Origin of the sequence: Sphingomonas sp. (assembly GCA_019635535.1) — a bacterium.
In the GTDB taxonomy this organism is placed as follows: Bacteria; Pseudomonadota; Alphaproteobacteria; order Sphingomonadales; family Sphingomonadaceae; genus Allosphingosinicella.
On record JAHBZH010000001.1, the window covers coordinates 281,711 to 306,173 of the forward strand.

The 24,463-nt window shown below is 69.0% G+C and carries 25 protein-coding genes; 11 read left to right on the forward strand and 14 right to left on the reverse strand.

Going from position 1 to position 24,463, the window contains the following annotated elements:
* Positions 1 to 42: 42 nt before the first annotated feature.
* From KF780_01495 to KF780_01525, 7 genes are all read right to left on the reverse strand, one after another.
* A complete protein-coding gene (locus KF780_01495) occupies positions 43 to 1,185 on the reverse strand; it encodes a DUF3089 domain-containing protein (protein ID MBX3560460.1) in 1,143 nt (380 codons plus the stop codon).
* 11 nt (positions 1,186 to 1,196) lie between these two features.
* Positions 1,197 to 2,225 (reverse strand): Holliday junction branch migration DNA helicase RuvB, encoded by a 1,029-nt coding sequence (gene ruvB / locus KF780_01500; protein ID MBX3560461.1) that lies wholly within the window; start codon positions 2,223 to 2,225, stop codon positions 1,197 to 1,199.
* A 148-nt stretch (positions 2,226 to 2,373) separates the two neighbouring features.
* On the reverse strand, positions 2,374 to 2,973 hold the full coding sequence (gene ruvA / locus KF780_01505) for a Holliday junction branch migration protein RuvA (protein MBX3560462.1): 600 nt from the start codon (positions 2,971 to 2,973) through the stop codon (positions 2,374 to 2,376).
* Between the two features lie 109 nt (positions 2,974 to 3,082).
* Positions 3,083 to 3,568: a crossover junction endodeoxyribonuclease RuvC gene (ruvC, locus tag KF780_01510; protein MBX3560463.1), complete on the reverse strand. Its 486-nt coding sequence runs from the start codon at positions 3,566 to 3,568 to the stop codon at positions 3,083 to 3,085.
* Complete coding sequence (locus tag KF780_01515) at positions 3,565 to 3,981, reverse strand: endonuclease domain-containing protein (GenBank protein ID MBX3560464.1); 417 nt, start codon at positions 3,979 to 3,981, stop codon at positions 3,565 to 3,567. The genes ruvC and KF780_01515 overlap by 4 nt, the downstream gene beginning before the upstream one ends.
* 48 nt (positions 3,982 to 4,029) lie before the next feature.
* A complete protein-coding gene (locus tag KF780_01520) occupies positions 4,030 to 4,773 on the reverse strand; it encodes a YebC/PmpR family DNA-binding transcriptional regulator (GenBank protein MBX3560465.1) in 744 nt (247 codons plus the stop codon).
* A gap of 11 nt (positions 4,774 to 4,784) precedes the next feature.
* Entirely contained in the window at positions 4,785 to 5,027 is a 243-nt protein-coding gene (locus KF780_01525) for a DUF2312 domain-containing protein (GenBank protein MBX3560466.1), read from the reverse strand.
* Between the two features lie 102 nt (positions 5,028 to 5,129).
* Here KF780_01525 and pyk point away from each other — a divergent pair, with 102 nt between their 5' ends.
* The gene (gene pyk / locus KF780_01530; GenBank protein MBX3560467.1) at positions 5,130 to 6,590 is read left to right on the forward strand and encodes a pyruvate kinase; all 1,461 of its coding nucleotides are present in this window, start codon (positions 5,130 to 5,132) and stop codon (positions 6,588 to 6,590) included.
* Here the strand turns inward: pyk and KF780_01535 are convergent.
* A complete protein-coding gene (locus tag KF780_01535; GenBank protein MBX3560468.1) occupies positions 6,587 to 7,195 on the reverse strand; it encodes an HAD family phosphatase in 609 nt (202 codons plus the stop codon). The two genes, pyk and KF780_01535, sit on opposite strands and share 4 nt — an antisense overlap.
* A gap of 8 nt (positions 7,196 to 7,203) precedes the next feature.
* Entirely contained in the window at positions 7,204 to 7,329 is a 126-nt protein-coding gene (ykgO, locus tag KF780_01540; GenBank protein MBX3560469.1) for a type B 50S ribosomal protein L36, read from the reverse strand.
* A 192-nt stretch (positions 7,330 to 7,521) separates the two neighbouring features.
* On the opposite strand from ykgO, the gene KF780_01545 reads away from it, so the two are divergent.
* Positions 7,522 to 7,989, forward strand: a complete 468-nt coding sequence (locus KF780_01545; protein ID MBX3560470.1) for an Lrp/AsnC family transcriptional regulator — start codon at positions 7,522 to 7,524, stop codon at positions 7,987 to 7,989.
* Between the two features lie 110 nt (positions 7,990 to 8,099).
* Here the strand turns inward: KF780_01545 and KF780_01550 are convergent, their stop codons facing one another.
* Both KF780_01550 and galE read right to left on the reverse strand, forming a co-directional pair.
* Entirely contained in the window at positions 8,100 to 8,318 is a 219-nt protein-coding gene (locus KF780_01550; protein MBX3560471.1) for a hypothetical protein, read from the reverse strand.
* A gap of 177 nt (positions 8,319 to 8,495) precedes the next feature.
* On the reverse strand, positions 8,496 to 9,482 hold the full coding sequence (gene galE, locus KF780_01555) for a UDP-glucose 4-epimerase GalE (protein MBX3560472.1): 987 nt from the start codon (positions 9,480 to 9,482) through the stop codon (positions 8,496 to 8,498).
* A gap of 95 nt (positions 9,483 to 9,577) precedes the next feature.
* Here galE and KF780_01560 point away from each other — a divergent pair, with 95 nt between their 5' ends.
* The 3 genes from KF780_01560 to gpmA are packed head-to-tail and all read left to right on the forward strand — an operon-like array spanning position 9,578 to position 12,036.
* Positions 9,578 to 10,189 (forward strand): DUF4136 domain-containing protein, encoded by a 612-nt coding sequence (locus tag KF780_01560; protein MBX3560473.1) that lies wholly within the window; start codon positions 9,578 to 9,580, stop codon positions 10,187 to 10,189.
* Between the two features lie 27 nt (positions 10,190 to 10,216).
* Entirely contained in the window at positions 10,217 to 11,350 is a 1,134-nt protein-coding gene (locus KF780_01565; GenBank protein ID MBX3560474.1) for a hypothetical protein, read from the forward strand.
* Entirely contained in the window at positions 11,350 to 12,036 is a 687-nt protein-coding gene (gene gpmA / locus KF780_01570; protein MBX3560475.1) for a 2,3-diphosphoglycerate-dependent phosphoglycerate mutase, read from the forward strand. The genes KF780_01565 and gpmA overlap by 1 nt, the downstream gene beginning before the upstream one ends.
* Here gpmA and KF780_01575 read toward each other — a convergent pair.
* Positions 12,033 to 12,722: an NAD(P)H-dependent oxidoreductase gene (locus KF780_01575; protein ID MBX3560476.1), complete on the reverse strand. Its 690-nt coding sequence runs from the start codon at positions 12,720 to 12,722 to the stop codon at positions 12,033 to 12,035. The two genes, gpmA and KF780_01575, sit on opposite strands and share 4 nt — an antisense overlap.
* A gap of 117 nt (positions 12,723 to 12,839) precedes the next feature.
* On the opposite strand from KF780_01575, the gene KF780_01580 reads away from it, so the two are divergent.
* Positions 12,840 to 13,730 (forward strand): LysR family transcriptional regulator, encoded by an 891-nt coding sequence (locus KF780_01580; GenBank protein MBX3560477.1) that lies wholly within the window; start codon positions 12,840 to 12,842, stop codon positions 13,728 to 13,730.
* Here the strand turns inward: KF780_01580 and KF780_01585 are convergent.
* Positions 13,717 to 14,328, reverse strand: coding sequence for a GGDEF domain-containing protein (locus KF780_01585; protein MBX3560478.1), 612 nt, complete (start codon positions 14,326 to 14,328; stop codon positions 13,717 to 13,719). The genes KF780_01580 and KF780_01585 overlap by 14 nt on opposite strands.
* Before the next feature lie 132 nt (positions 14,329 to 14,460).
* On the opposite strand from KF780_01585, the gene purE reads away from it, so the two are divergent.
* Positions 14,461 to 14,949 carry a 5-(carboxyamino)imidazole ribonucleotide mutase gene (purE, locus tag KF780_01590; protein MBX3560479.1) on the forward strand — a complete coding sequence of 163 codons (489 nt, stop codon included), beginning with the start codon at positions 14,461 to 14,463 and terminating at the stop codon, positions 14,947 to 14,949.
* Positions 14,946 to 16,022 (forward strand): 5-(carboxyamino)imidazole ribonucleotide synthase, encoded by a 1,077-nt coding sequence (locus KF780_01595; protein MBX3560480.1) that lies wholly within the window; start codon positions 14,946 to 14,948, stop codon positions 16,020 to 16,022. The genes purE and KF780_01595 overlap by 4 nt, the downstream gene beginning before the upstream one ends.
* Before the next feature lie 22 nt (positions 16,023 to 16,044).
* Here the strand turns inward: KF780_01595 and KF780_01600 are convergent, their stop codons facing one another.
* Complete coding sequence (locus tag KF780_01600; GenBank protein MBX3560481.1) at positions 16,045 to 18,957, reverse strand: insulinase family protein; 2,913 nt, start codon at positions 18,955 to 18,957, stop codon at positions 16,045 to 16,047.
* Between the two features lie 144 nt (positions 18,958 to 19,101).
* On the opposite strand from KF780_01600, the gene clpB reads away from it, so the two are divergent.
* The 3 genes from clpB to KF780_01615 are packed head-to-tail and all read left to right on the forward strand — an operon-like array spanning position 19,102 to position 24,381.
* Positions 19,102 to 21,705: an ATP-dependent chaperone ClpB gene (clpB, locus tag KF780_01605; GenBank protein ID MBX3560482.1), complete on the forward strand. Its 2,604-nt coding sequence runs from the start codon at positions 19,102 to 19,104 to the stop codon at positions 21,703 to 21,705.
* A 19-nt stretch (positions 21,706 to 21,724) separates the two neighbouring features.
* Positions 21,725 to 23,506 (forward strand): tetratricopeptide repeat protein, encoded by a 1,782-nt coding sequence (locus tag KF780_01610; protein MBX3560483.1) that lies wholly within the window; start codon positions 21,725 to 21,727, stop codon positions 23,504 to 23,506.
* Positions 23,503 to 24,381, forward strand: coding sequence for a methyltransferase domain-containing protein (locus tag KF780_01615; GenBank protein ID MBX3560484.1), 879 nt, complete (start codon positions 23,503 to 23,505; stop codon positions 24,379 to 24,381). The genes KF780_01610 and KF780_01615 overlap by 4 nt, the downstream gene beginning before the upstream one ends.
* Positions 24,382 to 24,463: the final 82 nt, after the last annotated feature.

Genomic DNA, 24,463 nt, shown 5'->3' on the forward strand with positions numbered 1-24,463 from the left:
CACTCGGAAGCGAGAGACGAAGCGAGCCGAAAGCGCGGCGGGTTAACGCGCCAGCAAAGCCGCGCCCTGCGCCTCCACGATCCGGATGAGATCGCCCTGCGCGACGCTCATGTCGATCAGGTGCGTTCCCCAGCCGGGCACGCGCTGACCCATCATGTAGACATCGCCGGGAATCCGGTCGGTACGCGCGTCGGTCCGATCCGCATGGACGGTGAGCGCGAGCCAGCCCGCCTGTCCGTCATGCGCGCAGGCGCCGGAGACCAGCCCCTCGGTGCGCAGGAAGGGCGCGGCGGGCGGCCCGGCCGAAGACCATGTGATCCGCGGCGCCCCATCCTGCGGCGGCGCAGCGGCGAACCAGATGGAATCGAGCGCGCCGTCGCCGCCGGCGAGGCGCGAAGGATCGGTGCAGGCCGCCGTCATGCCCGGCCGCATCGCCCGGCCCAGGAACGAGCCGCGCGGCGGCGGACTGTCGGCGCGGAAGCTCATATAGGAGATGACGCAGCCGGTCTGGCCGGGCCGCTCGCACAGCGGCGTCGATCGGAACGTGCCGCCGACGACCTGCCCTTCCGGCACCTCCACCGCCCAGCCGAGCAGCAATGCGGAAACCATCCGTTCCGCCTCCGGACGCCCCTCGATCTCCTGCGCCAGCAGGGTCGTCAGGTGGATCGCGCCCTGGCTGTGGCCGATCAGCACGAACGGGCGGCCCTGATTGTGGTGCTCCAGATAATAGCGCCAGGCGTCGCGCACGTCGCCATAGGCCCGCGCCATGACCGGCAGCACGTCCTGCCCCCTCAGCACCGCGGCGATGCTGGCCAGCGTGCCCTGGCGATAGATGGGCGCGAACGGGCGGCAGATGCCGGCGAAGCGCCCAAGCTGGACGGAGGCCGTGCCCTGCTCCTCCGGGCCGGCGTTCATGTCGCTGTTGAGCCCGGGATCGCGCGAGACGGTGGGATAGACGTAGAAGCAGTCGATCGGCGGATCGGCGGCGGGGCGCGCGGGCACGACCGGGCCATAGCCTGCCGGCGTCAGGTCGGCGGTCGGCAGCGGCATGGCGCAGGCGTCCGGCCGCCCCGGCAGGCACAGCCAGCTCGCCGCTTCGGCATAATCGACGGGCGCCGCCGCGTCCTGCGCCAGCGCGGGCGTGGCGGTGAAACCGAGCGCCAGAGCGGCAAGCATAGCCTTCATCGTCATGCTCCTCATTTCCCGTCGAACAGGCCGGACTGCCCGCCCGTGGGCTGCGGCAGGCCGAGATGGGTCCAGCCCGGACCGTTCAGGCAGCGCCCGCGCGCGGTGCGGGCGATCAGGCCCAACTGGATCAGATAGGGCTCGATCACTTCCTCGATCGTGTCGCGCGGCTCGGAGAGACCGGCCGCCAGCGTCTCCACGCCGACCGGGCCGCCGCGATAGATGTCGGCGATCATGGTGAGATAGCGCCGGTCCATCGCGTCGAGGCCGAGATGATCGACCTCCATCCGGTTGAGCGCCGCATCGGCGACCTTCGCGTCCACCTCGGCGGCGCCGTCGGCCTGGGCGAAATCCCTGACCCGGCGCAGCAGCCGCCCGGCGATGCGCGGCGTCCCGCGCGAGCGGCGCGCCACTTCCTTCGCGCCATCCTCGGTAAGCGCCAGACCGAGCAGCCGCGCCGCGCGGCGCACGACCTGCTCCAGCTCGTCCACCGAATAGAATTGCAGCCGCACCGGGATGCCGAAGCGGTCGCGCAGCGGCGTGGTGATGAGGCCCTGCCGCGTCGTCGCGCCGACCAGGGTGAATTTCGGCAGGTCGATCCGCACCGAGCGCGCCGACGGCCCCTCGCCGATCATCAGATCGAGCACCCGGTCCTCCATCGCCGGATAGAGGATCTCCTCCACCGCCGGCTGGAGCCGGTGAATCTCGTCGATGAACAGCACGTCGCCATCCTCGAGATTGGTGAGCAGGGCGGCGAGATCGCCCGACTTGGCGATCACCGGCCCGGACGTAGCGCGGAAACCCACCCCCAGCTCGCGCGCGACGATCTGCGCCAGCGTCGTCTTGCCCAGCCCCGGCGGCCCGAAGAACAGCACATGATCCAGCGCGTCGCCCCGCCCCTTGGCGGCCGCGATGAACACCCGCAGATTCTCCCGCGCCGCCTTCTGCCCGACGAACTCGTCGAGCGTCTTGGGACGCAAGGCGGCGTCGAGGTCTTCGGGCCGGCGCTCCGGCGTGGTGAGGCGGTCGGGATCGGTCAATGCTGACATGCCCCGCTCTGGTAATCCCACGCGCCGCCGGAATCGAGACAGCGATCAACTGCGAACCAGCGCTGCGCCTGAACGAACAGAAGCGCGCCCGCAATCAGGACACCTAGCGGGATTCCCCAGCGTAGAAAGCGCCGGCCGTTCACCGTGCTGCCTTTTTGAGCGCGATGCGGACCAGTGCGTCGAGCGTTGCATCCGGCCCCAACTCCGTTTCCGCCTTGGCCACGGCGGCGGCGGCTTCGGCGGGGCGGAAGCCCAGATTGGCGAGGGCGGAGGCGGCATCTTGCGCCTTGCTGCCGGCCGGAGCGGAAACGGCCGCGCCGCCCGGGCCGAGCGCGATGCCGCCCGCCTTGTCCTTCAGCTCGTTGACGATGCGCTGGGCGAGCTTGGGGCCGACGCCCTGGGCGCGGGCGATCATCGCGTGGTCGCCCGACGCCACCGCGCGGTGGACCTCGTCATGGGAGAGCGCGGAAAGGATGGCGAGCGCGACCCGCGCGCCGACGCCCTGCACGGAGATGAGCAGCCGGAACCAGTCCCGCTCCGCCGCGCTCGAAAAGCCGACCAGCCGCAGGAAATCCTCGCCGACGAGCATTTCGGTGTGCAGCACCACCTCGTCCCCGATCGCGCCGAGCGCGGAGAGGGTGCGCGAGGAGGCCGAGACGAGATAGCCGACGCCGCCCACGTCGATCACCGCGTGATCCGCGCCGAACCCGTCCAGAAGCCCCCTCAGTTTGGCGATCATGACCGGTTGGTAGCCGTTCCTTCCCGTCATTGCGAGCGCAGCGAAGCAATCCAGTCCTGTGCTGGATTGCCGCGTCGCTACGCTCCTCGCAATGACGGATCGCGCGCTGTCATCCCAACCTGCGCGCGCTCGCGAGATGATGCGCATGGGTGATCGCCACCGCCAGCGCGTCGGCCGCGTCGGCGCCGGCGATCTTCGCGGCGGGCAGCAGCCGCTGGACCATCGCGTGGACCTGCGCCTTCTCCGCGCCGCCGGTGCCGACCACCGCCTTCTTGACCAGCCGCGCGGCATATTCGGCGACCGGCAGCCCGCGCCGGGCGGCGGCGAACAGGACGACGCCGCGCGCCTGCCCCAGCTTCAGCGTCGATTGCGGATTCTCGTTGAGGAAGATCTCCTCGGCCGCCGCCTCGCCGGGCCGATGCGCGTCGATGACTTCGCCCAGCGCCGCCTCCAGCGTCACCAGCCGTTCGGCCAGCGGCGCCTTCGCGTCGGTCCGCACCTGCCCGTTGGCGATATGCGACAGCCGGTTCCCCTCGGCCGCGATCACCCCCCAGCCGGTGCAGGCCAGGCCGGGATCGAGGCCGATGATGATCAACACGATTCAAGCCCCTCCCCTTCAGGGGAGGGGGAAGGGGTGGGGGCGGCGGACGAACCGCGCCAGCGATCGGGAAGCAGTTCAAGCATCCGTAGAATTTCGGTCAGCACGCCATGCATATTGGCCATGACATCGTCGTTGGTGAAGCGGATTGTCGTGAAACCCCGTTCCATCAGGAGCCGATCGCGTTCCGTATCTTCTTCGCACGCATGCGTTTCGCCATCGACCTCGACGATCAGCGCCCTGGCCGGGCAGAAAAAGTCGGCGATGAACGGTGGAATCGCGGCCTGACGGCGAAACTTGAATCCGCCCAGCTGCGAATTAGAGAGGTGGCGCCAAAGGCGCTTTTCAGGCTCCGTGGGCTCGCGGCGCATCCGGCGTGCTCTTTCGCGAAGGTCGCGCCCTGATCGCACGCCTGCCCCACCCCTCTATCCCCTCCCCTGAAGGGGAGGGGCTGTACTTCAGCCCAGCTTTTCCAGCACCGCGTCCGGCACTTCGTAATTGCCCCAGACGGTCTGCACGTCGTCATCGTCCTCGAGTGTATCGACCAGCTTCAGGAGCAACGCCGCATCGCTCTCGCCGACTTCGACCGGGGTCTGCGGGCGCCAGGCGAGCTTGACGTTCTCCGCCTCGCCGAGCGCGGCTTCGAGCGCCCCGGCGACAGTGTGGAGATCGTCGATCGAAGTCCAGATTTCGTGGCCGTCCTCGCTCGATTCCACATCGTCGGCGCCGGCCTCGATCGCGGCTTCGAACACCTTTTCCGCATCGCCGGCGGCGGCGCCATATTCGATCAGGCCGACGCGCGAAAAGGCGTGCGTCACCGATCCCGACGCGCCCAGATTGCCGCCATTCTTGGAGAAAGCGGTGCGCACATTGGTCGCGGTGCGGTTGCGATTGTCGGTCAGCGCCTCGACGACCAGGGACACGCCGCCCGGGCCGAAGCCCTCATAGCGGATTTCCTCGTAATTCTCCGCATCGCCCTTCGACGCCTTGTCGATCGAGCGCTGGATATTGTCCTTGGGCATGGACTGCGCCTTGGCGGCGTTGACGGCGGCGCGCAGGCGCGGGTTCATGTCCGGATCGGGCAGGCCCATCTTCGCCGCCACGGTGATTTCGCGGCTCAATTTGGAGAACATGCCCGACCGCTTTTTGTCCTGCGCGCCCTTGCGGTGCATGATGTTCTTGAATTTGGAATGGCCGGCCATCTGTCCCTCCTTCAGGCGAGGCCGAGAGCGGCTTTGTAGGTGTCCAGGATCGCTTCCATCTCCTGGCGGTCGTGCGTTTCCATTTTCCGCAGCCGCACGATCTGGCGCATGATCTTCGCGTCGTAGCCGCGCGCCTTGGCTTCGGCATAGACGTCCTTCACGTCGTCGGCGATCGCCTTCTTCTCTTCCTCGAGCCGCTCGATCCGCTCGATCAGCAGCCTCAGTTCGTCCGCCGCAATGCTGCCTTCCGCCAATTCACGCTCCATCGATTCCGGTTGAGGGGGAGCCTGTAGGATGTGCCGGCGATACGCTCAAGCACCTTGCGCTGTCACAATGACCGTCTAGACATGCCACCGATGTCATCGCCCCAGCTCCTCCCGCGCAATCGCAAGGTGCGCATCCTCGCCACGCTCGGTCCGGCCAGCGACGATCCCGCGACGATCCGCCGCCTCGCCGAAGCCGGCGCGGACGCCTTCCGCATCAATATGAGCCATGGCGGGCACGAGGATCATGCCCGGCGGATCGCCGCGGTGCGCGCGCTGGAGGGCGCGCTGGGCCGGCCGACCACGATCCTCGCCGACCTGCAGGGCCCCAAGCTGCGCGTCGGACGCTTCAAGGACGATCGCGCGACGCTCCTGCCCGGCCAGGCCTTCACCTTCGATCGGAAGAAGGCGCTTGGGGACGCGACCCGCGTCGCTCTGCCCCATCCGGAAATCTTCGTCGCCGTCGAGCCGGGATCGCGGCTGCTGGTCGATGACGGCCGCCTGGTCTTCCGCGTCATGGCCTGCGATGCCGACACGATCGCCTGCGAGGTCGAGGTCGGCGGGATCATTTCCAACAACAAAGGCCTGAACGTCCCCGACGTGGTGCTGCCGCTCGCTGCTCTCACCGAAAAGGACCGGACCGATCTCGTCTTCGCGCTGGAGCAGGGCGTCGACTGGATCGCGCTCTCCTTCGTGCAGCGGCCCGAGGACGTGGCCGAAGCGCGCCGGCTGATCGGCGGCAAGGCGGCGTTGCTCGCCAAGATCGAGAAGCCGGCCGCGATCGACCGGCTGGACGACATCCTGGAGCTGGCCGACGCGGTGATGGTCGCGCGCGGCGATCTCGGCGTCGAATCGCCGCCCGAGGACGTGCCCCCGCTGCAGAAGCGCATCGTCGAGGCGGCGCGGCGGCTGGGCCGGCCGGTCGTTGTGGCGACCCAGATGCTCGAATCGATGATCGTCTCGCCCTCGCCGACCCGCGCCGAAGTCTCCGACGTCGCCACCGCCGTCTATGACGGGGCCGACGCGATCATGCTCTCGGCGGAAAGCGCCTCTGGGCAGTATCCGCTCGAAGCCGTCGCCATGATGGACCGGATCGCGGCCAGCGCCGAGGCCGATCCCACCCACCATGCCCGCGTCCATTTCACCGAGACGCTGCCCGACGCCACCACCAACGACGCGATCGCCCGCTCGGCGGCGGACATGGTGCGGACCGTCGGCGCCTCGGCAATCGTCTGCTTCACCAGTTCGGGTTCGACCGCCCGGCGGGTGGCGCGCGAGCGGCCGATCGTTCCCCTGCTGGTGCTGACGCCCTCGCTCAAGACGGCGCGGCGAACGGGCCTGCTCTGGGGCAGCCACGCGGTGCGCACCCGCGACGTGCACAGCTTCGAGGAGATGGTCGGCAAATCGAAGCGCATGGCGCTGCGCCACGGCCTCGCCGCCGCCGGCGAGAGGATCATCGTCACCGCCGGCGTGCCCTTCGGCGTGCCGGGATCGACCAACGTGGTCCATGTCGCCCGCCTGATCGGCGACGAGCTGGACCGGCACGCCGGCTAGAGCAACCCTGCCGCCACAAGCCGGGCGCGCAGGTTGCCGGCATCGATGAACAGGTGCGCCTGCATCCCCACCGCTTCGGCGCCGGCGACGTTGATCGCGCGGTCGTCGATGAACAGGGCTTCGGCGGGGCGCAACCGGAAGCGGTCGAGCGCGCGGTAGTAGATCGCGGGATCGGGCTTCAGCAGCCTCTCCTCGCCCGACACCACGATGTCGCGAAACCGATCGAAGAAAGCCGCTTCCCGCGTCCGGAAGGGCGGCCAGAAATCGGCGGAGAAGTTGGTGATGCCGAACAGCGGCACGCCCCGGGCATCCAGCTCCGCCACGATCTCGTGCACACCGGGCATCGGTCCGCTGATCGTCTCGCCGAAGCGATCGCTCCAGGCGGCGATCAGATGGGCATATTGGGGGAAGGTCTCGTTGAGCTCGGCCGCCGCTTCGGCATAGGGCCGGCCGCCGTCGAGCGTCTCGTGCCAGGCGTAGAGATCGGTGTCGGCGATAAACCGCAGGCGCGCCGCATCGTCCGCGATCTGCGTGACGAGAAAGGAATCGGGATCCCAGCCGTAGAGGACGTTGCCGACGTCGAAGACGACGGCGGTGACAGGCACCTAGGGGGTCAGCCCTGGCGCGCCTTGAAGCGGCGGTTCGTCTTGTTGATGACGTAGGTGCGGCCCCGGCGGCGGATCACGCGGCAGTCGCGATGGCGCGACTTCAAGGACTTCAGAGAGTTGCGGATCTTCATGGCTGGGAACGCCTGCCTGTCTCTAACGATGCTGTTGTGCGGAAAAAAACGAGGCGTCCACCTAGTCGCCGGGCGTGCCCAAGTCAAGCGGCGCGCCAGGGCGGCGAAACCGTGCGACAATGGAGAATAATCTTTCCTAACGATAAAACCGTCTCTATCGGATTGGAAGATTATTCCAACAGGGAATCATGCATGGACCGTACAGACTATCGCATCCTCGCCATCCTGCAGGAGGACGCCTCGCTTCCGGTCGCCGAGATCGCGAGCCGGGTCAACCTGTCCCAGACGCCCTGCTGGCGGCGCATTCAGAAGCTGGAGGCGCAGGGCGTGATCCAGCGCCGCGTCGCGATCGTCGATCCGGTGGCGGTCGGGCTCGGCATCTCGGTCTTCGTCGAGATCGAGGCGGCCGATCATTCGCCCGACTGGTTGAACGGCTTTTCCGTCACGGTCGCGGCGATGCCCGAGGTGATGGACGTCTATCGCATGGCCGGCGACGTCGACTATCTGCTGCGCGTCGTGGTCGGCTCGATGGCGGAGTTCGACGATTTCTACCGCCGGCTGATCGCCGAGGTGCCGTTGAAGAACGTCACTTCGCGCTTCGCGATGGAGCGAGTGAAGAGCAGCACGGCCTATCCGCTCGCTCGCCATATCGAACGCTGAGGCGCGTTTCACCCGCACGAAAAGACCCCCGGCGGCCAAACCGGGGGTCGATCGACCGCTTCATTCTGGGAGACCTCAGCGGTGCGGGAAAGGAATGGCGATCGATCCGCTTACTGACTGTTCTCCACCGCATTCTCGGTCACGGCATTGTCGGCCGCCGCGTTCGCGTCGGCCTCGTCGCCGGCAGTCTCGCTTTCGAGCGCCTCCGGCGTGAGATTCTGAAGTTCGTCGACGCTCTCGTTGACGGCGACATTCTGCTCCGCGCCGCCCCCGCAGGCGCCGAGCGCGACGAGGCCGGCCGCCAGCAAGGTCGTGGAAATCTTTCGCATCGTTGCAATCCCCCTGACATCGAATCGTGGAGCCTGAAAAGACCATCGCTTCGCCTCCGCGGCAATGCGGGACCGGCGAACGATGCAACTTTGCACGATCCCGCCCGCAGACACGCCGCTTACCGCAATTTCCTTCGCTTCGGCGCGGATCCGATTGGTAGAATCGCCTCCCGCGCCTCAGCCGCGCTCGGCGAGCCTGCGCTCCCAGGCGAGCGCGTCGGCGACGATCGTGTCGAGGTCGTCGCGCGCCGGTCGCCAGGGCAAAGTGGCGAGGATACGGCCATTGTCGGCGATCAGCGCCGGCGGATCGCCCGCGCGGCGCGGCTGCATCCGCCGTTCGATGCGAAGATTCGTCACCCGATCGACGCTGTCGAGCACGTCGAGCACCGAAAATCCCCGACCATAGCCGCAATTCAGGAGGTGGCTGGTGGCCGGATCGGCGATCAGTGCGTCGAGCGCCGCGACATGGGCGGCGGCGAGGTCGCCGACATGGATATAGTCGCGCACGCCGGTGCCGTCGGGCGTGTCATAGTCGGTGCCGTACACATCGACATGGCTGCGCTTGCCGGTGGCGGCCTCGACCGCGACCTTGATGAGATGGGTGGCGCCTGCCGTAGACTGGCCCGCGCGCCCTCGCGGATCGGCGCCGGCGACATTGAAATAGCGCAGCGCGCAATAATTGATCGGATGGGCGAAAGCGGCGTCGGCCAGCATCCGCTCGGTCATCAGCTTGGACCAGCCATAGGGGTTGATCGGCTGGGTCGGCATGTCCTCCCGGACCGGCACGGTCTCCGGCACGCCATAGGTGGCGGCGGTCGAGGAGAAGATGAAGTGCCCGACCCCGCCCCGCACCGCGCTTTCGATCAGCGCGCGGCTCTTCACCGTATTGTTGAGATAATAGCCGAGCGGATCGGCCACCGAGTCCGGCACGACGATCGATCCGGCGAAATGCATGATCGCGCTCACGCCCTGCTCCGCGATGACGCGTTCGACCAGCGCCTGATCGGCGATATCGCCCTCGATCAGCGGCACATCGCCGGGCAGAACCCAAGCGAAACCGGTGGTCAGATTGTCGATCACCGCCACCGGCCGGCCCGCGTCGCGCAGCGCCAGCACCGCATGGCTGCCGATATAGCCCGCGCCGCCCGTCACCAGCACCGTCATCCGCTTCGCACCCCTCTTATCGAGCCGTTGGGTTATTTGCCGCTAAGAATCGTTACACCTTCTGTATAGTGCCATTCGCCGACAGGGAGTGGATCATGAAGAGATCGATCGTGCGTTTGAGCCTCATTCTGGCCGCAGCGGCCACCGCAGCCGGCTGCGCCACCGACACGGGCGGCAGCGCCCAATCGGGCGTCTCGGTGACGCGCTTCCACCTCAATCAGCCGATCGCACGCGGCGAGATCGCGGTCGAGGCATCGGATCTGGAAGACGCCAACAGCATCGCATTCGCCGAGCGGGCGCTCCCGGTCGCGCGCGAGCTGACCCGGCTCGGCTGGACCGTGACGGTGCGCAATCCAAATTCCGAACATGTCGCGGTGGTGCGGATCGAGCAGGGCCGCCGCGCCGCGGCCCGGCGCTCCGGGCTCAGCATCGGCATCGGCGGCGGCACCGGCGGCTATCGCAGCGGCGTCGGCGTCGGGCTGGGTACGACGATCCCGATCGGCGGCTCCGGCCCGATCGTCGTCACCGAGCTGTCCGTCCGGATACAGCGCCGCTCCGACGCGACGGCGATCTGGGAGGGCCGCGCCCAGCTCGAAGCGCGGGAAAGCGCTCCGCTCGCCGATCCACGCAATGCGACGAACCGGCTCGCCGCCGCGTTGTTTGAGGGCTTCCCCGGAGAGTCCGGGCGCACTATCAGGGTCCGGTAACCCCGCTTAATATCAATCAAGGAAACAATGACTCTCTCCATTTCGAGCGCCTTCGACGGCGGCAATATCCGTTTGGTTTCCATCGACGGCGACCGTGTGGACCTGGAAATCGTCAAGGATCACAAGTCCGATTTCTATCAATGGTTCTATTTCCGCGTGACCGGCGCCGGTGGCCGGCCGCTGACGCTGAACATCCTCAATTGCGCCGGGGCCGCCTATCCGCACGGCTGGGACGGTTATCGGGCCTGCATGTCGGAGGACCGCGAGGACTGGGTCCGCGTCGATACCGGCTATGCGGACGGCATATTGTCGATCACCGCGACGCCGCCTTCGGACAGCGTCTGGTTCGCCTATTTCGCCCCCTATACGATGGAGCGCCATCACGAGCTGATCGCCTCGGTGATCGGCTATCCCGGCCTCGCCTACCGCTCGCTCGGCCAGACGCTCGACGGGCAGGAGCTCGATTATCTCGAGCTGGCCGGCGGCCCGCTGCAGGTCTGGCTCTATGCGCGCCAGCATCCCGGCGAGACCATGGCCGAATGGTGGATGGAAGGCGCGATCGAGCGGCTGCTCGACGAGCATGATCCGGTCACCCGCAAGCTGCGCGAGAAGGCCAGCTTCCACATCGTCCCGAATATGAACCCAGATGGTTCACGACGTGGACACCTTCGCACCAATGCGGCGGGCGTCAATCTCAACCGCGAATGGCACGCACCGAGCCTGGAGCGCAGCCCGGAGGTCCATTACGTCCTTGAGGAGATGAAGAAGACCGGCGTGGATTTCGCCATGGACATCCATGGCGACGAGGCGATCGAGGCGAATTTCCTCGCCGGCTTCGAGGGCATCCCCTCGTTCAAGACCGAGCAGCAGGCGCTCTACGACGCCTTCGCCCGGGCGCTGGTCGGCATCTCGCCCGATTTCCAGACCGAGCGCGGCTACGACATCCCGCCGCCCGGCCAGGCCAATCTGTCCATGTCCACCGCCCAGCTCGCCGAGCGGTTCGGCGCGGTGTCGATGACGCTGGAAATGCCGTTCAAGGATTATGACGCGCTGCCGGATCCGGTCCATGGCTGGTCGCCCGACCGTTGCCGGCTGCTGGCCCGCGCCTGCCTCGACGCGCTCCATGCCGTGATCGACGACGTCGCGGCCTATCGCGGCTGATGCCCCGCCTCGTCCTCATCCGCCACGGCCAGTCGGCCTGGAACCTGGAGAACAGGTTTACCGGCTGGTGGGACGTGGATCTGACGGAGCAGGGCGTCGCCGAGGCGAAGACGGCGGGCGAGCTGCTCGCCGCCCGGGGCCTCGATTTCGATCTCTGCTTCACCAGCGTACAGACCCGCGCGATCAAGACGCTGAACATCGCGCTGGAGGCGATGGGGCGGCTGTGGCTGCCGGTCGAGAAGCACTGGCGGCTGAACGAGCGGCATTATGGCGGCCTGACCGGCCTCGACAAGGCGGAGACCGCGGCGAAGCATGGCGCGGAGCAGGTGCATATCTGGCGCCGCTCCTTCGATATCCCGCCGCCGGCGCAGGAGCCCGCCGGGGATTTCGATCTCACCAACGACCGCCGCTATGCCGGCATCGCCATCCCCGCGACCGAGAGCCTCAAGGACACGATCGCGCGCGTATTGCCTTATTGGGAGGAACGGATCGCCCCGGCGCTGCGCTCCAGCGAGCGGGTGCTGATCTCCGCCCACGGCAATTCGCTGCGCGCTTTGGTCAAGCATCTGTCCGGCATTCCCGACGACGAGATCACGAGCCTCGAAATCCCGACCGGCCAGCCGATCGTCTACGAACTGGACGACGATCTCGGCGAGATCGAGCGTTACTACCTCAAGGACCGTTAGGCGGCCTGCGGCAGTCGGCGGGCGGCAAGGCGATCGACGAGGGCGTCGATCTCGGCTTCCGCCTGCGTCAGCGATTCCTCGACCCGCCTGTCGGAAAACTCGTCCCATTCGACCGCGACGGACCAGTTTTCGGCGATGCCGATGAAGCCCAGCGGGACGCGCAGCGACGTCTCCACCAGATTGAGGGCGGCGAGCGGCCCGTCCGGCGCATAGCCCCCGTCGCCCCGCGCGCTGACGATCACCAGCGCCTTGCCCGGCGGCAGCAGCGGCCAGTAGAGATCGTCGCCCTTGCGTGACGGATCGAAGCCGAAGGTCCGCCTGATCCGCACGACATTGTCGATCCAGGCCTTGAGCGTCGAGGGGATGCCGAAATTGTACATCGGCGCGCCGATGACGATCACATCCGCCTGTTCCAGCTCAGCGATCAGCGCATCGCTTTCGGCGAGCACGGCGTCCGTCGCGGCGGTGCGGCGGTGCGGCTTCGCGAAGGCGGCGGCGACCCAGTCGCCGGTGACCGCCGTCGGCGGAGCGATAGCGAGATCGCGCGCGATCACGCGCGCGGCGGGGGCCCGAGCGGTCCAGCGATCGAGGAAGCGACGGGTCAGCCGGCGCGTATGCGAGCCGCGCGCGTCGCGCCCCGACAGGCCCGGTCGGGCGCTTGAATCGATGTGCAGCAGAGTCGTCATCTCCAGTCTCCCATGAATGAACTTGGCTCAGGCAATGCCTTCAGGCCGGGAGATGGCGACATGGAACGCCCTCGACAAAATCGAATTCGTCAGGCAATGGATGAATGAAACTCACTTATGCGACAACTCCCGCCCCTTGCCGCGCTGCGCGCCTTCGAGGCCGCCGCGCGGCATCTGAGCTTCAAGCGCGCCGCCGCCGAGCTGGGCGTGACGCCCACCGCGATCAGCCATCAGGTCCGGCTGCTGGAGGAGGTGCTCGCGCTGAAGCTGTTCGACCGCGGCGTGCGCGAAGTCGCGCTGACTCCGGCGGGGCAGCAGCTTTTCCCCGCCCTGCGCGACGGGTTCGACACGATCGCCGGCGCGCTCGCGGCGCTGCGCAAACCGGGCCGGCGCATGCTGACCCTGACCGCGCTCCGCACCTTTGCCGAATATCGGCTGGTGCCGCGTATCGAGGCGTTCCGCGAAGCCAATCCGGGACTGGACCTCCGCCTGCACGCCTCGGAAAGCGTGCTCGACCTCACCGCCGGCGAGGCGGACGCGGCGGTCCGCTACGGGCGAGGACCGTTTCCCGGGCTCGTCTCGGAACCGCTCTATACTGAACGGTTCGCGCCCTTGTGCAGCCCTTCGCTCGGCCTCGAACGGCCGGAGCAGCTGGCCGACATGCCGCTGTTGCACAGCGAATGGCAGCGCCAGGGGCCGCACGTGCCGAGCTGGGCGCGCTGGGGCGAGGAAGCGGGTCTACGCGGCATCGACTGGCGGCGCGGCACCGTCTTCACCGACGAAAGCCATGCCGTGCAGGCGGCGATCGCGGGCAAGGGCGTCGCGCTGCTCAGCCCGGTGATGCTCGCCGGCGAGATCGCGCGCGGATTGCTGGTCGAGCCATTCGGGCCCAACCTGCCGGGGCTCGACTTCCATTTCGTCCATTCCGGCGATCCGCGCCGGGCCGGGGACATGGCGGCGCTGCGGGCATGGCTCGGCGACGCCATCGCGGCGGTCAGAATTCCTTGACGCGCGCCATGTTGCGCTGGGCGCGGACGAGGACTTCCTCGGCGCCGTCGCCGGGCAGGATCGCGGCCACGCCGACCGTCGCCCTGAGCCCGACCCGGGTGCCGCCGAGGTCGAGCGGCTGGCCCGCGACGAAGCGGGCGATGCGCTCGCCGGTCTCGATCGCCGAATCGGCGTCGAGATGATCCAGGATCAGGCCGAAGCCGCCGCCCAGCCGCGCCGCGACGTCGGTGACGCGGATCAGGCCCTTCAGCAGCCGTGCGATATGGGACAAGGCGGCGTCGCCGGCGATCCGGCCGTGATTGTCGTTGATCGCCCGCAGGCCGCAGACGTCGATCGAGAGCAGGGCCGCCGGCGTGCGATGCCGCTGCGCCTGGCCGACGACCCGGTCCAGCTCGCGGCGGAAGGCGCGGTCGTTGGCGAGGCCGGTCAGCGGATCGGTGTCGACGGCGTCCTCGAGATCGCCCAGCCGGGCGCGCGTCTCCGCGAGGGCGGCGCGCAGCAGCGCATTTTCATCGGCCAGCCGCGACAGCGCCTCGCGCACGTCGGGCGCGCAGGCATCCCATTCCGTTCCCACCGCGAAATTCGGCCGTGCCGTCACAGCTTGCTCCATTGCCCCGACATCCGCCCGGCATAGCTGATATGGGTTAACAACGCGCGAAGGACGGCGGATTGCCGAAGGGCGACAGGCCAGTTAAGGCGTCCGCTTCGTCGACCAGACGGGTTCGAGACTATGACCGCCGGAACGCCTCTCATCGGGATCATCATGGGCAGCCGCTCCGACTGGGAGACGATGAAGGAAGCCGCCGACATTCTGGACGGGCTCGGCGTGCCTTATGAGACGAAGGTGGTCTCGGCCCACCGCACCCCGCAGCGACTCTACGATTATGCGACCGGCGCCGCGGCGCGGGGCCTCAAGGCGATCATCGCCGGTGCCGGCGGCGCGGCGCACCTGCCGGGCATGGCGGCGTCGATGACCCGGCTGCCGGTGCTCGGCGTGCCGGTCCAGTCCAAGGCGCTGAAGGGGCTGGATAGCCTCCTCTCCATCGTCCAGATGCCGGCCGGCGTACCGGTCGCGACGCTGGCGATCGGCAAGGCGGGCGCGGCCAATGCCGGCCTGCTCGCCGCCGCCATCCTCGCCACGTCGGACGATGCCCTGGCGCAGCGGCTCGATTCCTGGCGCCGGGCGCAGACCGAGGGGGTGGCCGAAAGCCCCGAATGATCGTCCCGCCCGGCTCCACCATCGGCATCGTCGGCGGCGGCCAGCTCGGCCGGATGCTGGCGCTGGCCGGCGCGCCCCTGGGCTACAAATGCCACATCTACGCGCCCGACGAGACGCCGCCCGCCGGCGAGGTCGCGGCGCGCGTCACGCGGGGCGGTTTCACCGACGAAGCCGCCTTGGCCCGCTTCGCCGCCGAGGTCGATGTCGTCACCTACGAATTCGAGAATATCGCCGCCGGCCCGCTGCGCGCGATCACCGAGCGGGTGGCGCTCTGGCCGCCGCGCGAATCGCTGGAGATCGCGCAGGATCGGCTGGACGAGAAGCGGTTCGTCACACGCCTCGGCGGCCGCCCCGCGCCCTTCGCCGCCGTGAACGACCGCGCCGGGCTGGACGCGGCGCTGGCCGAAATCGGCGCGCCGGCGATCCTGAAGACCCGCCGGCTGGGCTATGACGGCAAGGGGCAGGCGCGGATCATGGATGCGGGCCAGGCGGATGCGGCCTGGGAGGCCGTGGCGGGGGCGCCGGGCGTGCTGGAGGGCTTCGTCGCGTTCGACGCGGAATTCTCGATCCTGCTGTGCCGGGGCGGGGATGGCGAGATCGTCCTGTGGGACGCGCCGCGCAACGTGCACGAGAACGGCATCCTCGCCCGCTCGATCGTGCCGGCCGGGGAAGCGCTTGCCCCCGCCATCGCCGAAGCCGAGGCGCTGGCGAGACGTGTCGCGGAGGCACTGAATCATGTCGGCGTGCTGGCGCTGGAATTCTTCGCGGTCGGCGAACGGGCGCTGTTCAATGAAATGGCGCCGCGCGTCCACAATAGCGGCCACTGGACGATCGAAGGGGCGGCGACCTCGCAATTCGAAAATCACATCCGCGCGGTCTGCGGCCTGCCGCTCGGCACCACCGAGCGCACGGCGCCGCACGTCGAGATGGCCAATCTGATCGGCAAGGATGTGGAGGGCTGGCGCGGTCTGCTCGCCGAGCCCGGCGCCCACCTCCACCTTTACGGCAAGCACCATGCCCGCCCCGGGCGCAAGATGGGCCATGTCACCCGGCTGACCGGCCGGGCGGACTGAACCGCCCGGCCGTATCGCGAGGCTATTGCGCGGCCGGCGCCGGCGCGCCCTGCGCCGGGATCACCTCGACCGGGATGCCGAGCTGGTCGAGCTGGGCGCGCACCCGGCTCGCATCACCCACCACGACCCAGATGAAATTGTCCGGATTGATGTAGCGGCGGGCGGTCTCGTCGAGCACTTGCGTGGTCATGCCCCGATAGCGGTCGGCGATCGTTTCCCAATAATTGTCCGGACGGCGATAGAGCGCGTTGGAGCGCAGCGCACCGAGCACCGCCGGCGAGGTTTCGAACTGGCCGGGCAGCTGGCGGGTATTGCCCAGGACCGTCCGCTCGAGCTCGGCCGCGGTTACGCCGTTCGCACCGAGGAAGCCGCTCACCTGCTCCCGGATCGCCTGGATCGAATCGCCGGTGCGATCGGCCTGGACGGGCGCCTGGATGATGAAAGGCACCTGATGCTCGCGCAGGTTCGGGCCGCCGCCCGCGCCGTAGGACCAGCCCTTCGTTTCGCGCAGATCCATGTTGATGCGCGCGAGGAAGTTACCGGCGAGCACTTCGTTGGCGGCGGTGAGGTTGAGCAGATCCTGCGTGCCCTCGGCGGGCAGCAGCTGGCCGGCGAGGATGAACGATTGCGGCGATTGCGGCCGGTCGATCAGGACGATGCGCGGGCCGGCCGCCGGCGCGTGCGCCGGGAAGGTCTTGGTGCCGCGCGGCGTCCTGGGCGCCCGCCATGCGCCGAGGCGCGTCTCGAGCTGCGCCACGAACTCGCTGAGCGGGAGATCGCCGACCGCGAAGATCGTCGCATTGTCGGGCCGGATCCAGGCCTGGTGGAACGCGATCAGCTCATCGCGGGTCAGCGCCTGCACCACCGCCGGATCGCCGGTGCCGGTGCCCGGCTTGCCATAGGGATGATCGGCCCCGTAGAGCAGTGCCGGCAGCGCGCGCAGCGCCAGGCCCTGAGGCTGGGTCATCTCCTGTGCGATGCCGGCGAGCTGCTGCTGGCGGATGCGCTCCACTTCGCCCGGCGCGAAGGCCGGATTGCGGATCACGTCCGAAAGCAGATCGATCGACGGCCCCAGATTGGGGGTCAGCGCGGTCAGCGAAACGATCGTCCGGTCCAGGCTCTGGCCGGTGCCGACGGTCGCGCCAAGCCGCTCCTGCGCCTCGGCCAGCTGGGTCGAATTGAGGCTGGTCGTGCCCTCGGTGAGCAGGTTCAGCATCATCGCCTGGGTGCCGAGCCGGGTGCTCGGATCGGCGGCGGCGCCGGCATCGAACTCGACCGCGATCCGCGTGACCGGGACGGTCTGGCGGCGCGCGTAGATGACCTGGATGCCGTTCGAAAGCCGGGCCCGTTCGGTGGCCGGGAAATCGAGCTCGGCAGCGCCGGTCACGCCCGGCGCTTCGCGCGGCGCGAAGGGCAGCGGCGCGAGCGGCTGATCGCCTTCCTGCGGCGGTGCATAGTAACGCGGCCTGTGGCCGGCCGGCTGGGCCTCGCTTGCGCTCCGCGAGCCGGTGACGCCCGGCGCCTCCTCATAGGCTTCCCGCTCGCCGGGATCGACGCGAATGGCGAGCACCGGCCGCGAGAGCCAGCGCTGCGACGCGGCGCGGACCTGGTCCGGCGTGGCGCGAGCAAGCTGCTCCAGCCGGGTCCGATAAAAATTGGGATCGTCGGCATAGAGCATGCCTTCGGCCAGCGCGACGGCCTTGCCGCCGAAGCCGCCGACCTGCTCGAGACCCTGGACGCGGCCGGAAAGCGTCCGCATCACCGTGCGCCGGACCTCGTCCTCGGTCGGTCCGTTGGCGACGAACTCGGCGATGAGCTCGTCGAGCCGGCGCGATACCGCGTCGGCATCCTGCCCCGGCCGCACGTCGACGAAGACTTCGAACAGGCTAACCCGCTGGAAGGGCTGGACGTAGGCGGCCACGCGCGTCGCGGTCTGCTCGCCGCGCACCAGCGCATTGTCGAGTCGCGAACTGGACAGCCCGCCCAGTACGGCGGCGGCGACCTGGAGCGACACCTGGTCCGCGTCGGTCAGGCTCGGCACCACCCAGTTGCGGTAGAGCCGGGTATTGGCGACGCGATCGTGCATGGTGAGATCGACGCGTTCCGGCAGGGTCGGCACGTCGGCCTGCGCCGGGTTGTTCACCGGGCCGCGCGCGATGTCGCCGAAATAGCGCTCGACGAGCGGACGCGCCTCGGCGGCGTTGATGTCGCCGGCGAGCACGAGCACGGCATTGTTGGGCCCGTATTTGTCGCGGAACCACTGATGTACCGTCTCCATCGTCGCCGCCGACAGGTCCGCCATCGAGCCGATCGTCGAGTGGCGATAGGGATGGCCTTCGGGAAACAGCGCCTCGAGCTGGGCATAATCGACCAGGCCGAACGGCTGGTTGTCGCCCTGACGCTTCTCGTTCTGGACAACGCCGATCTGGTTGGTCAGATTCTCCTGCGTCACCGCGCCGAGCAGATGGCCCATCCGGTCGCTTTCCAGGAACAGGGCCTGCTCCAGCGCCGGGCGCGGGACAGTCTGGAAATAATTGGTGCGGTCGAACCAGGTCGTGCCGTTGAGGTCGGTCGCGCCGATCGCGCGGGTATATTCGAAATATTCGCCCGGCGCGTTTTCCGAGCCGTTGAACATCAGATGCTCGAACAGATGGGCGAAGCCGGTGCGGCCGGCCGGCTCGTCCTTGGAGCCGACATTGTACCAGATGCTGACCGCGACGATCGGCGCCTTGCGGTCCTCATGGACGACGACGCGCAGGCCGTTGTCGAGCGTGAAGGTCTCGAACGGGATGTTGACCCGCGCCAGCAGCGCCTGCGGATCGGCGCCCTGGGCCTGCGCGGCCGGCTGGGCGACCGCCGTCTCGCCGGTCAGCGCGGCAATGCCGGCCAGCGATATGCCTGCGGCCAATGCGAACGAAGTGAATAGCTTGCGCATGCGACTCCCCTAGTCTGTCGACGAGACAGTAACGCAGTGTTCGGTTATGGCAAGACACTCCGGGAGGAATTGTCGGCCTCCTCTTGTGTTGCTTCGGGGCAACACTACATCGCGGCAAAGCAGGACAGGGGCTGAAGCGCAATCATGAACCTCGAGAAATTCACCGACCGGGCCCGCGGCTTCCTCCAGTCGGCCCAGACCGTGGCGACGCGGCTCAATCATCAGCGCATCGCGCCGGCGCACGTGCTGAAGGCGCTGCTGGAAGACGAGCAGGGCATGGCCGCCGGGCTGATCGCGCGCGCCGGCGGCGACGCGGCGGCGGCGCGGCGCGAGACCGACGCGGCGCTGGCCAAGATTCCGGCGGTGTCGGGCAGCGGCGCGAACGCCGCCCCGGCGCTCGACGGCGAGACGCTGCGCGTGCTCGATTCCGCCGAGCAGATCGCCCAGAAGGCCGGCGATTCCTATGTCACGGTCGAGCGGCTGCTGCTCGCGCTCGTGCTGGCCACGACCACCGACGCCGGCAAGGCGCTCGCCGCGGCGGGCCTGAAGCCCGAGGCGCTCAACGCCGCGATCGAGGAGCTGCGCGGCGGCCGCACCGCCGACACGGCCGGCGCCGAGGACCGCTACGACGCGCTCAAGAAGTTCGCCCGCGATCTCACCCAGGCCGCGCACGACGGCAAGCTCGATCCCGTCATCGGCCGCGACGAGGAGATCCGCCGCACCGTCCAGATCCTCGCCCGGCGCACCAAGAACAATCCGGTGCTGATCGGCGAGCCCGGCGTCGGCAAGACCGCGATCGCCGAAGGCCTCGCGCTGCGCATCGCCAACGGCGACGTGCCCGACAGCCTCAAGGACCGCCGGCTGATGGCCCTCGACATGGGCAGCCTGATCGCCGGCGCGAAATATCGCGGCGAGTTCGAAGAGCGGCTGAAGGGCGTGCTCGACGAGGTGAAGGGCGCCGAGGGCGACGTCATCCTGTTCATCGACGAGATGCACACGCTGATCGGCGCGGGGAAGTCCGAAGGCGCGATGGACGCCTCGAACCTGCTCAAGCCCGCTTTGGCCCGCGGCGAGCTGCACTGCATCGGCGCGACGACGCTCGACGAATATCGCAAATATGTCGAGAAGGACCCGGCGCTGCAGCGGCGCTTCCAGCCGGTCTTCGTCGGCGAGCCGACGGTCGAGGACACGATCTCGATCCTGCGCGGGCTCAAGGAGAAGTACGAGCTTCACCATGGCGTGCGGATCACGGATTCCGCGATCGTCTCCGCCGCGACCCTGTCGAACCGCTACATCACGGACCGCTTCCTGCCCGACAAGGCGATCGACCTGATGGACGAGGCCGCCAGCCGCATCCGCATGGAGGTGGAGTCGAAGCCCGAGGAGATCGAAACGCTCGACCGGCGGATCATCCAGCTGAAGATCGAACGGGAGGCGCTGAAAAAGGAAAGCGACGAGGCCTCGAAGGACCGCCTCAAGGCGCTGGAGGCCGATCTCGCCAATCTCGAGCAGCAATCGGGCGAGCTGACGGCGCGCTGGCAGGCGGAAAAGGACAAGATCCACGCCGAGGCCAGGATCAAGGAGCAGCTCGACACCGCCCGGCTGGAACTGGAGCAGGCGCAGCGTTCCGGCGATCTCGCCAAGGCCGGCGAGCTGCAATACGGCACCATCCCGGCGCTGGAGAAGCAGCTCGCCGAGGCCGCGACGGCGAGCGGCGACGCGATGCTGCGCGAGGAGGTGACCAGCGAGGACATCGCCTCGGTCGTCTCGCGCTGGACCGGCATCCCGGTCGACAAGATGCTGGAAGGCGAGCGCGAGAAGCTGCTCGCCATGGAGGAGATGATCGGGCGCCGCGTGATCGGCCAGCAGGACGCGGTCGAGGCGGTGAGCCGCGCCATCCGCCGCGCCCGCGCCGGACTCCAGGACCCGAACCGGCCTTTGGGCTCCTTCCTGTTCCTGGGCCCCACCGGTGTCGGCAAGACCGAGCTCACCAAGGCGCTCGCCGGCTTCCTGTTCGACGACGACACCGCGATGGTCCGCATCGACATGTCGGAATTCATGGAGAAGCATAGCGTCGCCCGGCTGATCGGCGCGCCGCCCGGCTATGTCGGCTATGAGGAAGGCGGCGTGCTGACCGAGGCGGTGCGGCGGCGGCCCTATCAGGTCGTGCTGTTCGACGAGGTCGAGAAGGCGCATGGCGACGTCTTCAACATCCTGTTGCAGGTGTTGGACGACGGCCGCCTCACCGACGGTCAGGGCCGCACCGTGGACTTCACCAACACGATCATCATCCTGACCTCCAATCTCGGCAGCCAGTATCTGTCGGGCCTCGGCGACGACCAGCAGGTGTCGGAGGTGGAGGACCAGGTGATGGAGGTGGTGCGCGGCCATTTCCGCCCCGAATTCCTGAACCGGCTGGACGAGATCACCCTGTTCCACCGGCTCAGCCAGGAGAATATGGGGCCGATCGTCGCCATCCAGGTCGCGCGCGTCGGCAAGCTGCTCGCCGAGCGCAAGATCGGCCTGGAGCTGACCGACGGCGCGCGCGCCTGGCTCGGCCGGGTCGGCTACGATCCGGTCTATGGCGCGCGCCCCCTCAAGCGCGCGGTGCAGAAATATCTGCAGGATCCGCTCGCCGACGCGATCCTGCGCGGCGACGTGCGCGGCGGCCAGACGGTCAGGGTCGAGGAAGGCGACGGCGCGCTGGTGCTGCTGCCGGAGGAGACGACTGGACAGCAGGCGGCCTGACCGCGCATCATCGCACCCCATGTCCGGCACCGACGTCAACAGCCTCTTCGCGCGGGCCGAGCGCGCCTTCATGGCCGGCCGGATCGATGAAGCGCGGCGCGACCTGATCGCCGTGGGGCGGGCCGCCGGCGATCACCCGGCCGTGCTGCATCTGCTTGCCCTGGTCGAAAAGAAGGGGGGCAATCTGACCGCCGCGCGCGGCGCCTTCGAGCGGGCCGCGACGCTCGCTCCGAACGATGCGCAATTGCTGGGCAATCACGCCAACCTGCTCGGCGAGCTTGACGAGACGGATGCGGCGCTGGCGCTGTACGCGCGCGCGATCGCGGCCAGTCCCCGCTTCGCCGATGCGCGGCACAACCGCGCGCTGCTGCTGCAACGGCTCGGCCGGCTCGACGAGGCGCTGGCCGAGTTCGACGCGCTGCTTGCCTTGGCGCCGGAGGACGGCCGCGCCCATGCCGCGCGCGGCGCGGTGCTCCGCCAGCTCGATCGGGTAGACGATGCCGCCACGGCCTTTGATGCGGCCCTGCGCGCCGATCCCACCCGCCTTACCGCGCTGCACGGCCGCGCCCGCGTCGCGATGGAGCGCGGCGAAGCCAATGCCTCCGAACTCTATGTTCAGGCGCTGCAACGCAACCCCGGCGATCTCGAGCTGGTGCTGGGCCTGGTCGAGGCTTTCGAGGCCGAAGGCAATCCGCTCGGCCTCGAGCTGCTCACGGAAACCGCCGCGCGCCATCCCGGCTGGATCGCCGGCCAGGAAGTCCTTGCCCGCATGCGCGCGGAGATCGGAGAAACGGAGCGTTTCGCCGATCATTATGTCGCGGCGCTCGCCCAGCGCCCGCACGACCGCGCCCTGCACATGTCGCACTGGCGGAGCCTGGCGCGCGGTGAGCGCCATGGCGAGGCGCTCGCCGCCCTGCGTGCCGCCAGACCCGCGCTCGGCGAGGATGACGACATTCTGCTGATCGAGGCCGGCTTCGCCATGGAAGCCGGTGAGCTGGCCGAAGCACGGGCGCTGCTCGACCGGCTCGATGCAGCGCGGCCCGACATCGCCTTCGCGCGTGGCCGCGTCGCCCTGCGGTCGGGCGATCCGGACCAGGCCGCGGCCTTGTTCGAGCGCGTCGTCGATGCGGACGGCACGTCGATCAACGGCTGGGCCAATCTCGACCTCGCCTGGCGGCTGAGCGGGGATGCGCGGCACGAATGGCTGTCGGGCCAGCCCGGCCTGTACGGCCCGCGCGACATCGGTCTCGACGCGGCGGAGCTGGCGCGAACCGCCGCGCTGCTGCGTACGCTCCACGTCACGCGCGCGCATCCGATCGGCCAGTCGCTGCGCGGCGGCACGCAGACGCGCGGCAGCCTGTTCGCGCGCGGCGAGCCGGAAATCGTCCGGCTGCGGGACGCGATCGCCGAGGCGGTGCGCGCGCATTTCGCCGGGCTTCCGCCGCGCGACGATCGCCACCCGCTGCTGCGTCACCGCGACGCGACGCCCGCTTTCTCCGGCTCGTGGTCGGTGCGGCTCACCGACCGGGGTTTCCACGTCAATCACATCCATCCGCAGGGCATAGTGAGTTCGGCCTGCTATATCGCGCTGCCGGACACGATCGGCGACGATGCGGCTCGGGATGGCTGGCTGGAGCTCGGCCGCCCGCCCGCCGAGCTGGGCCTGTCGCTCGAACCGCTGGCCGCGATCGCGCCCAGGCCGGGGCGGCTCGCCTTGTTTCCCAGCTATCTTTTCCACGGCACCCGCCCCTTCGCGGCCGGCGAGCGGCTGACCGTGGCTTTCGATATCGTCGCCCGATGAGCCGCGGCGCCTGGGACGGCTATTGGGGCAAGGGCGCGTCCGGCTGCCTGCCCGATGCCGATCCGCGCTTCGGCCGCGCGCTCGAAACGCTGTGGCGCGATTTCGCGAGCCGGCTGCCGCGCGGCGCAAAGCTGCTCGATCTCGCCACCGGCAGCGGCGCGGTGCTGCGCGCCATCGCCGCGGGCGGGGCGAAGCTCGATCTGACCGGCGTTGATTCGGCCCGAACCCTCCCGCCCGCGCCCGGCGGCATCCGCCTCAAGGCGGCTGTGTCGATGGAGCGCCTCCCCTTTGCCGACGCCCGGTTCGATGCCCTCACCAGCCAGTTCGGCATCGAATATGGCGATGTCGGGGCCGCCGCTGCGGAAGGCGCCCGGGTGTTGAAGCCGGGCGCTGCCGTCCGCCTCGTCGTCCATCGCGCCGAAGGACCGATCGTCGCGCACAATCTCGCCCGCCGCGCCGCGCTGCACTGGGCCCGGCACGAGAGCGGCGCGCTCGATCGCGCCCGCAAGCTGGCCGAGGCGCGCCGTACCGCCCGCCTCGCGACCCCCCCTTCTTTCCGCGCCGCGCCGGATGAAGCGCTTCGGCGTTTCAACGGACAGGCCGCCGCCGAGTTCATGGCCGCGATTCTCCAGACGCTCGACATGGGCATCGCCCATCCGCCGGCCGAAACGCTGGACGTGCTGGCGGAGCTGGAGCGGCGCGCCGACGGAGAGATCGGCCGGCTGGACGCGCTGGCCGCCGCCGCGCGGGACGAGGGCGCGATCCGCGCCCTCTCGGCGACGCTGCATGGCGCCGGACTGGCGATGCGCGATCCCGAGCCCGTCGCGGCGGGCGGCGACGCCTTCGCCTGGCTGCTGGACGGCATCCGCGTCTAGCACCGCACCGCCGGCCGGAAGACCGCCTGGGATATTCGACAAGAAAAAGGGCGACGGACCGAAGTCCGCCGCCCTCTCTCAT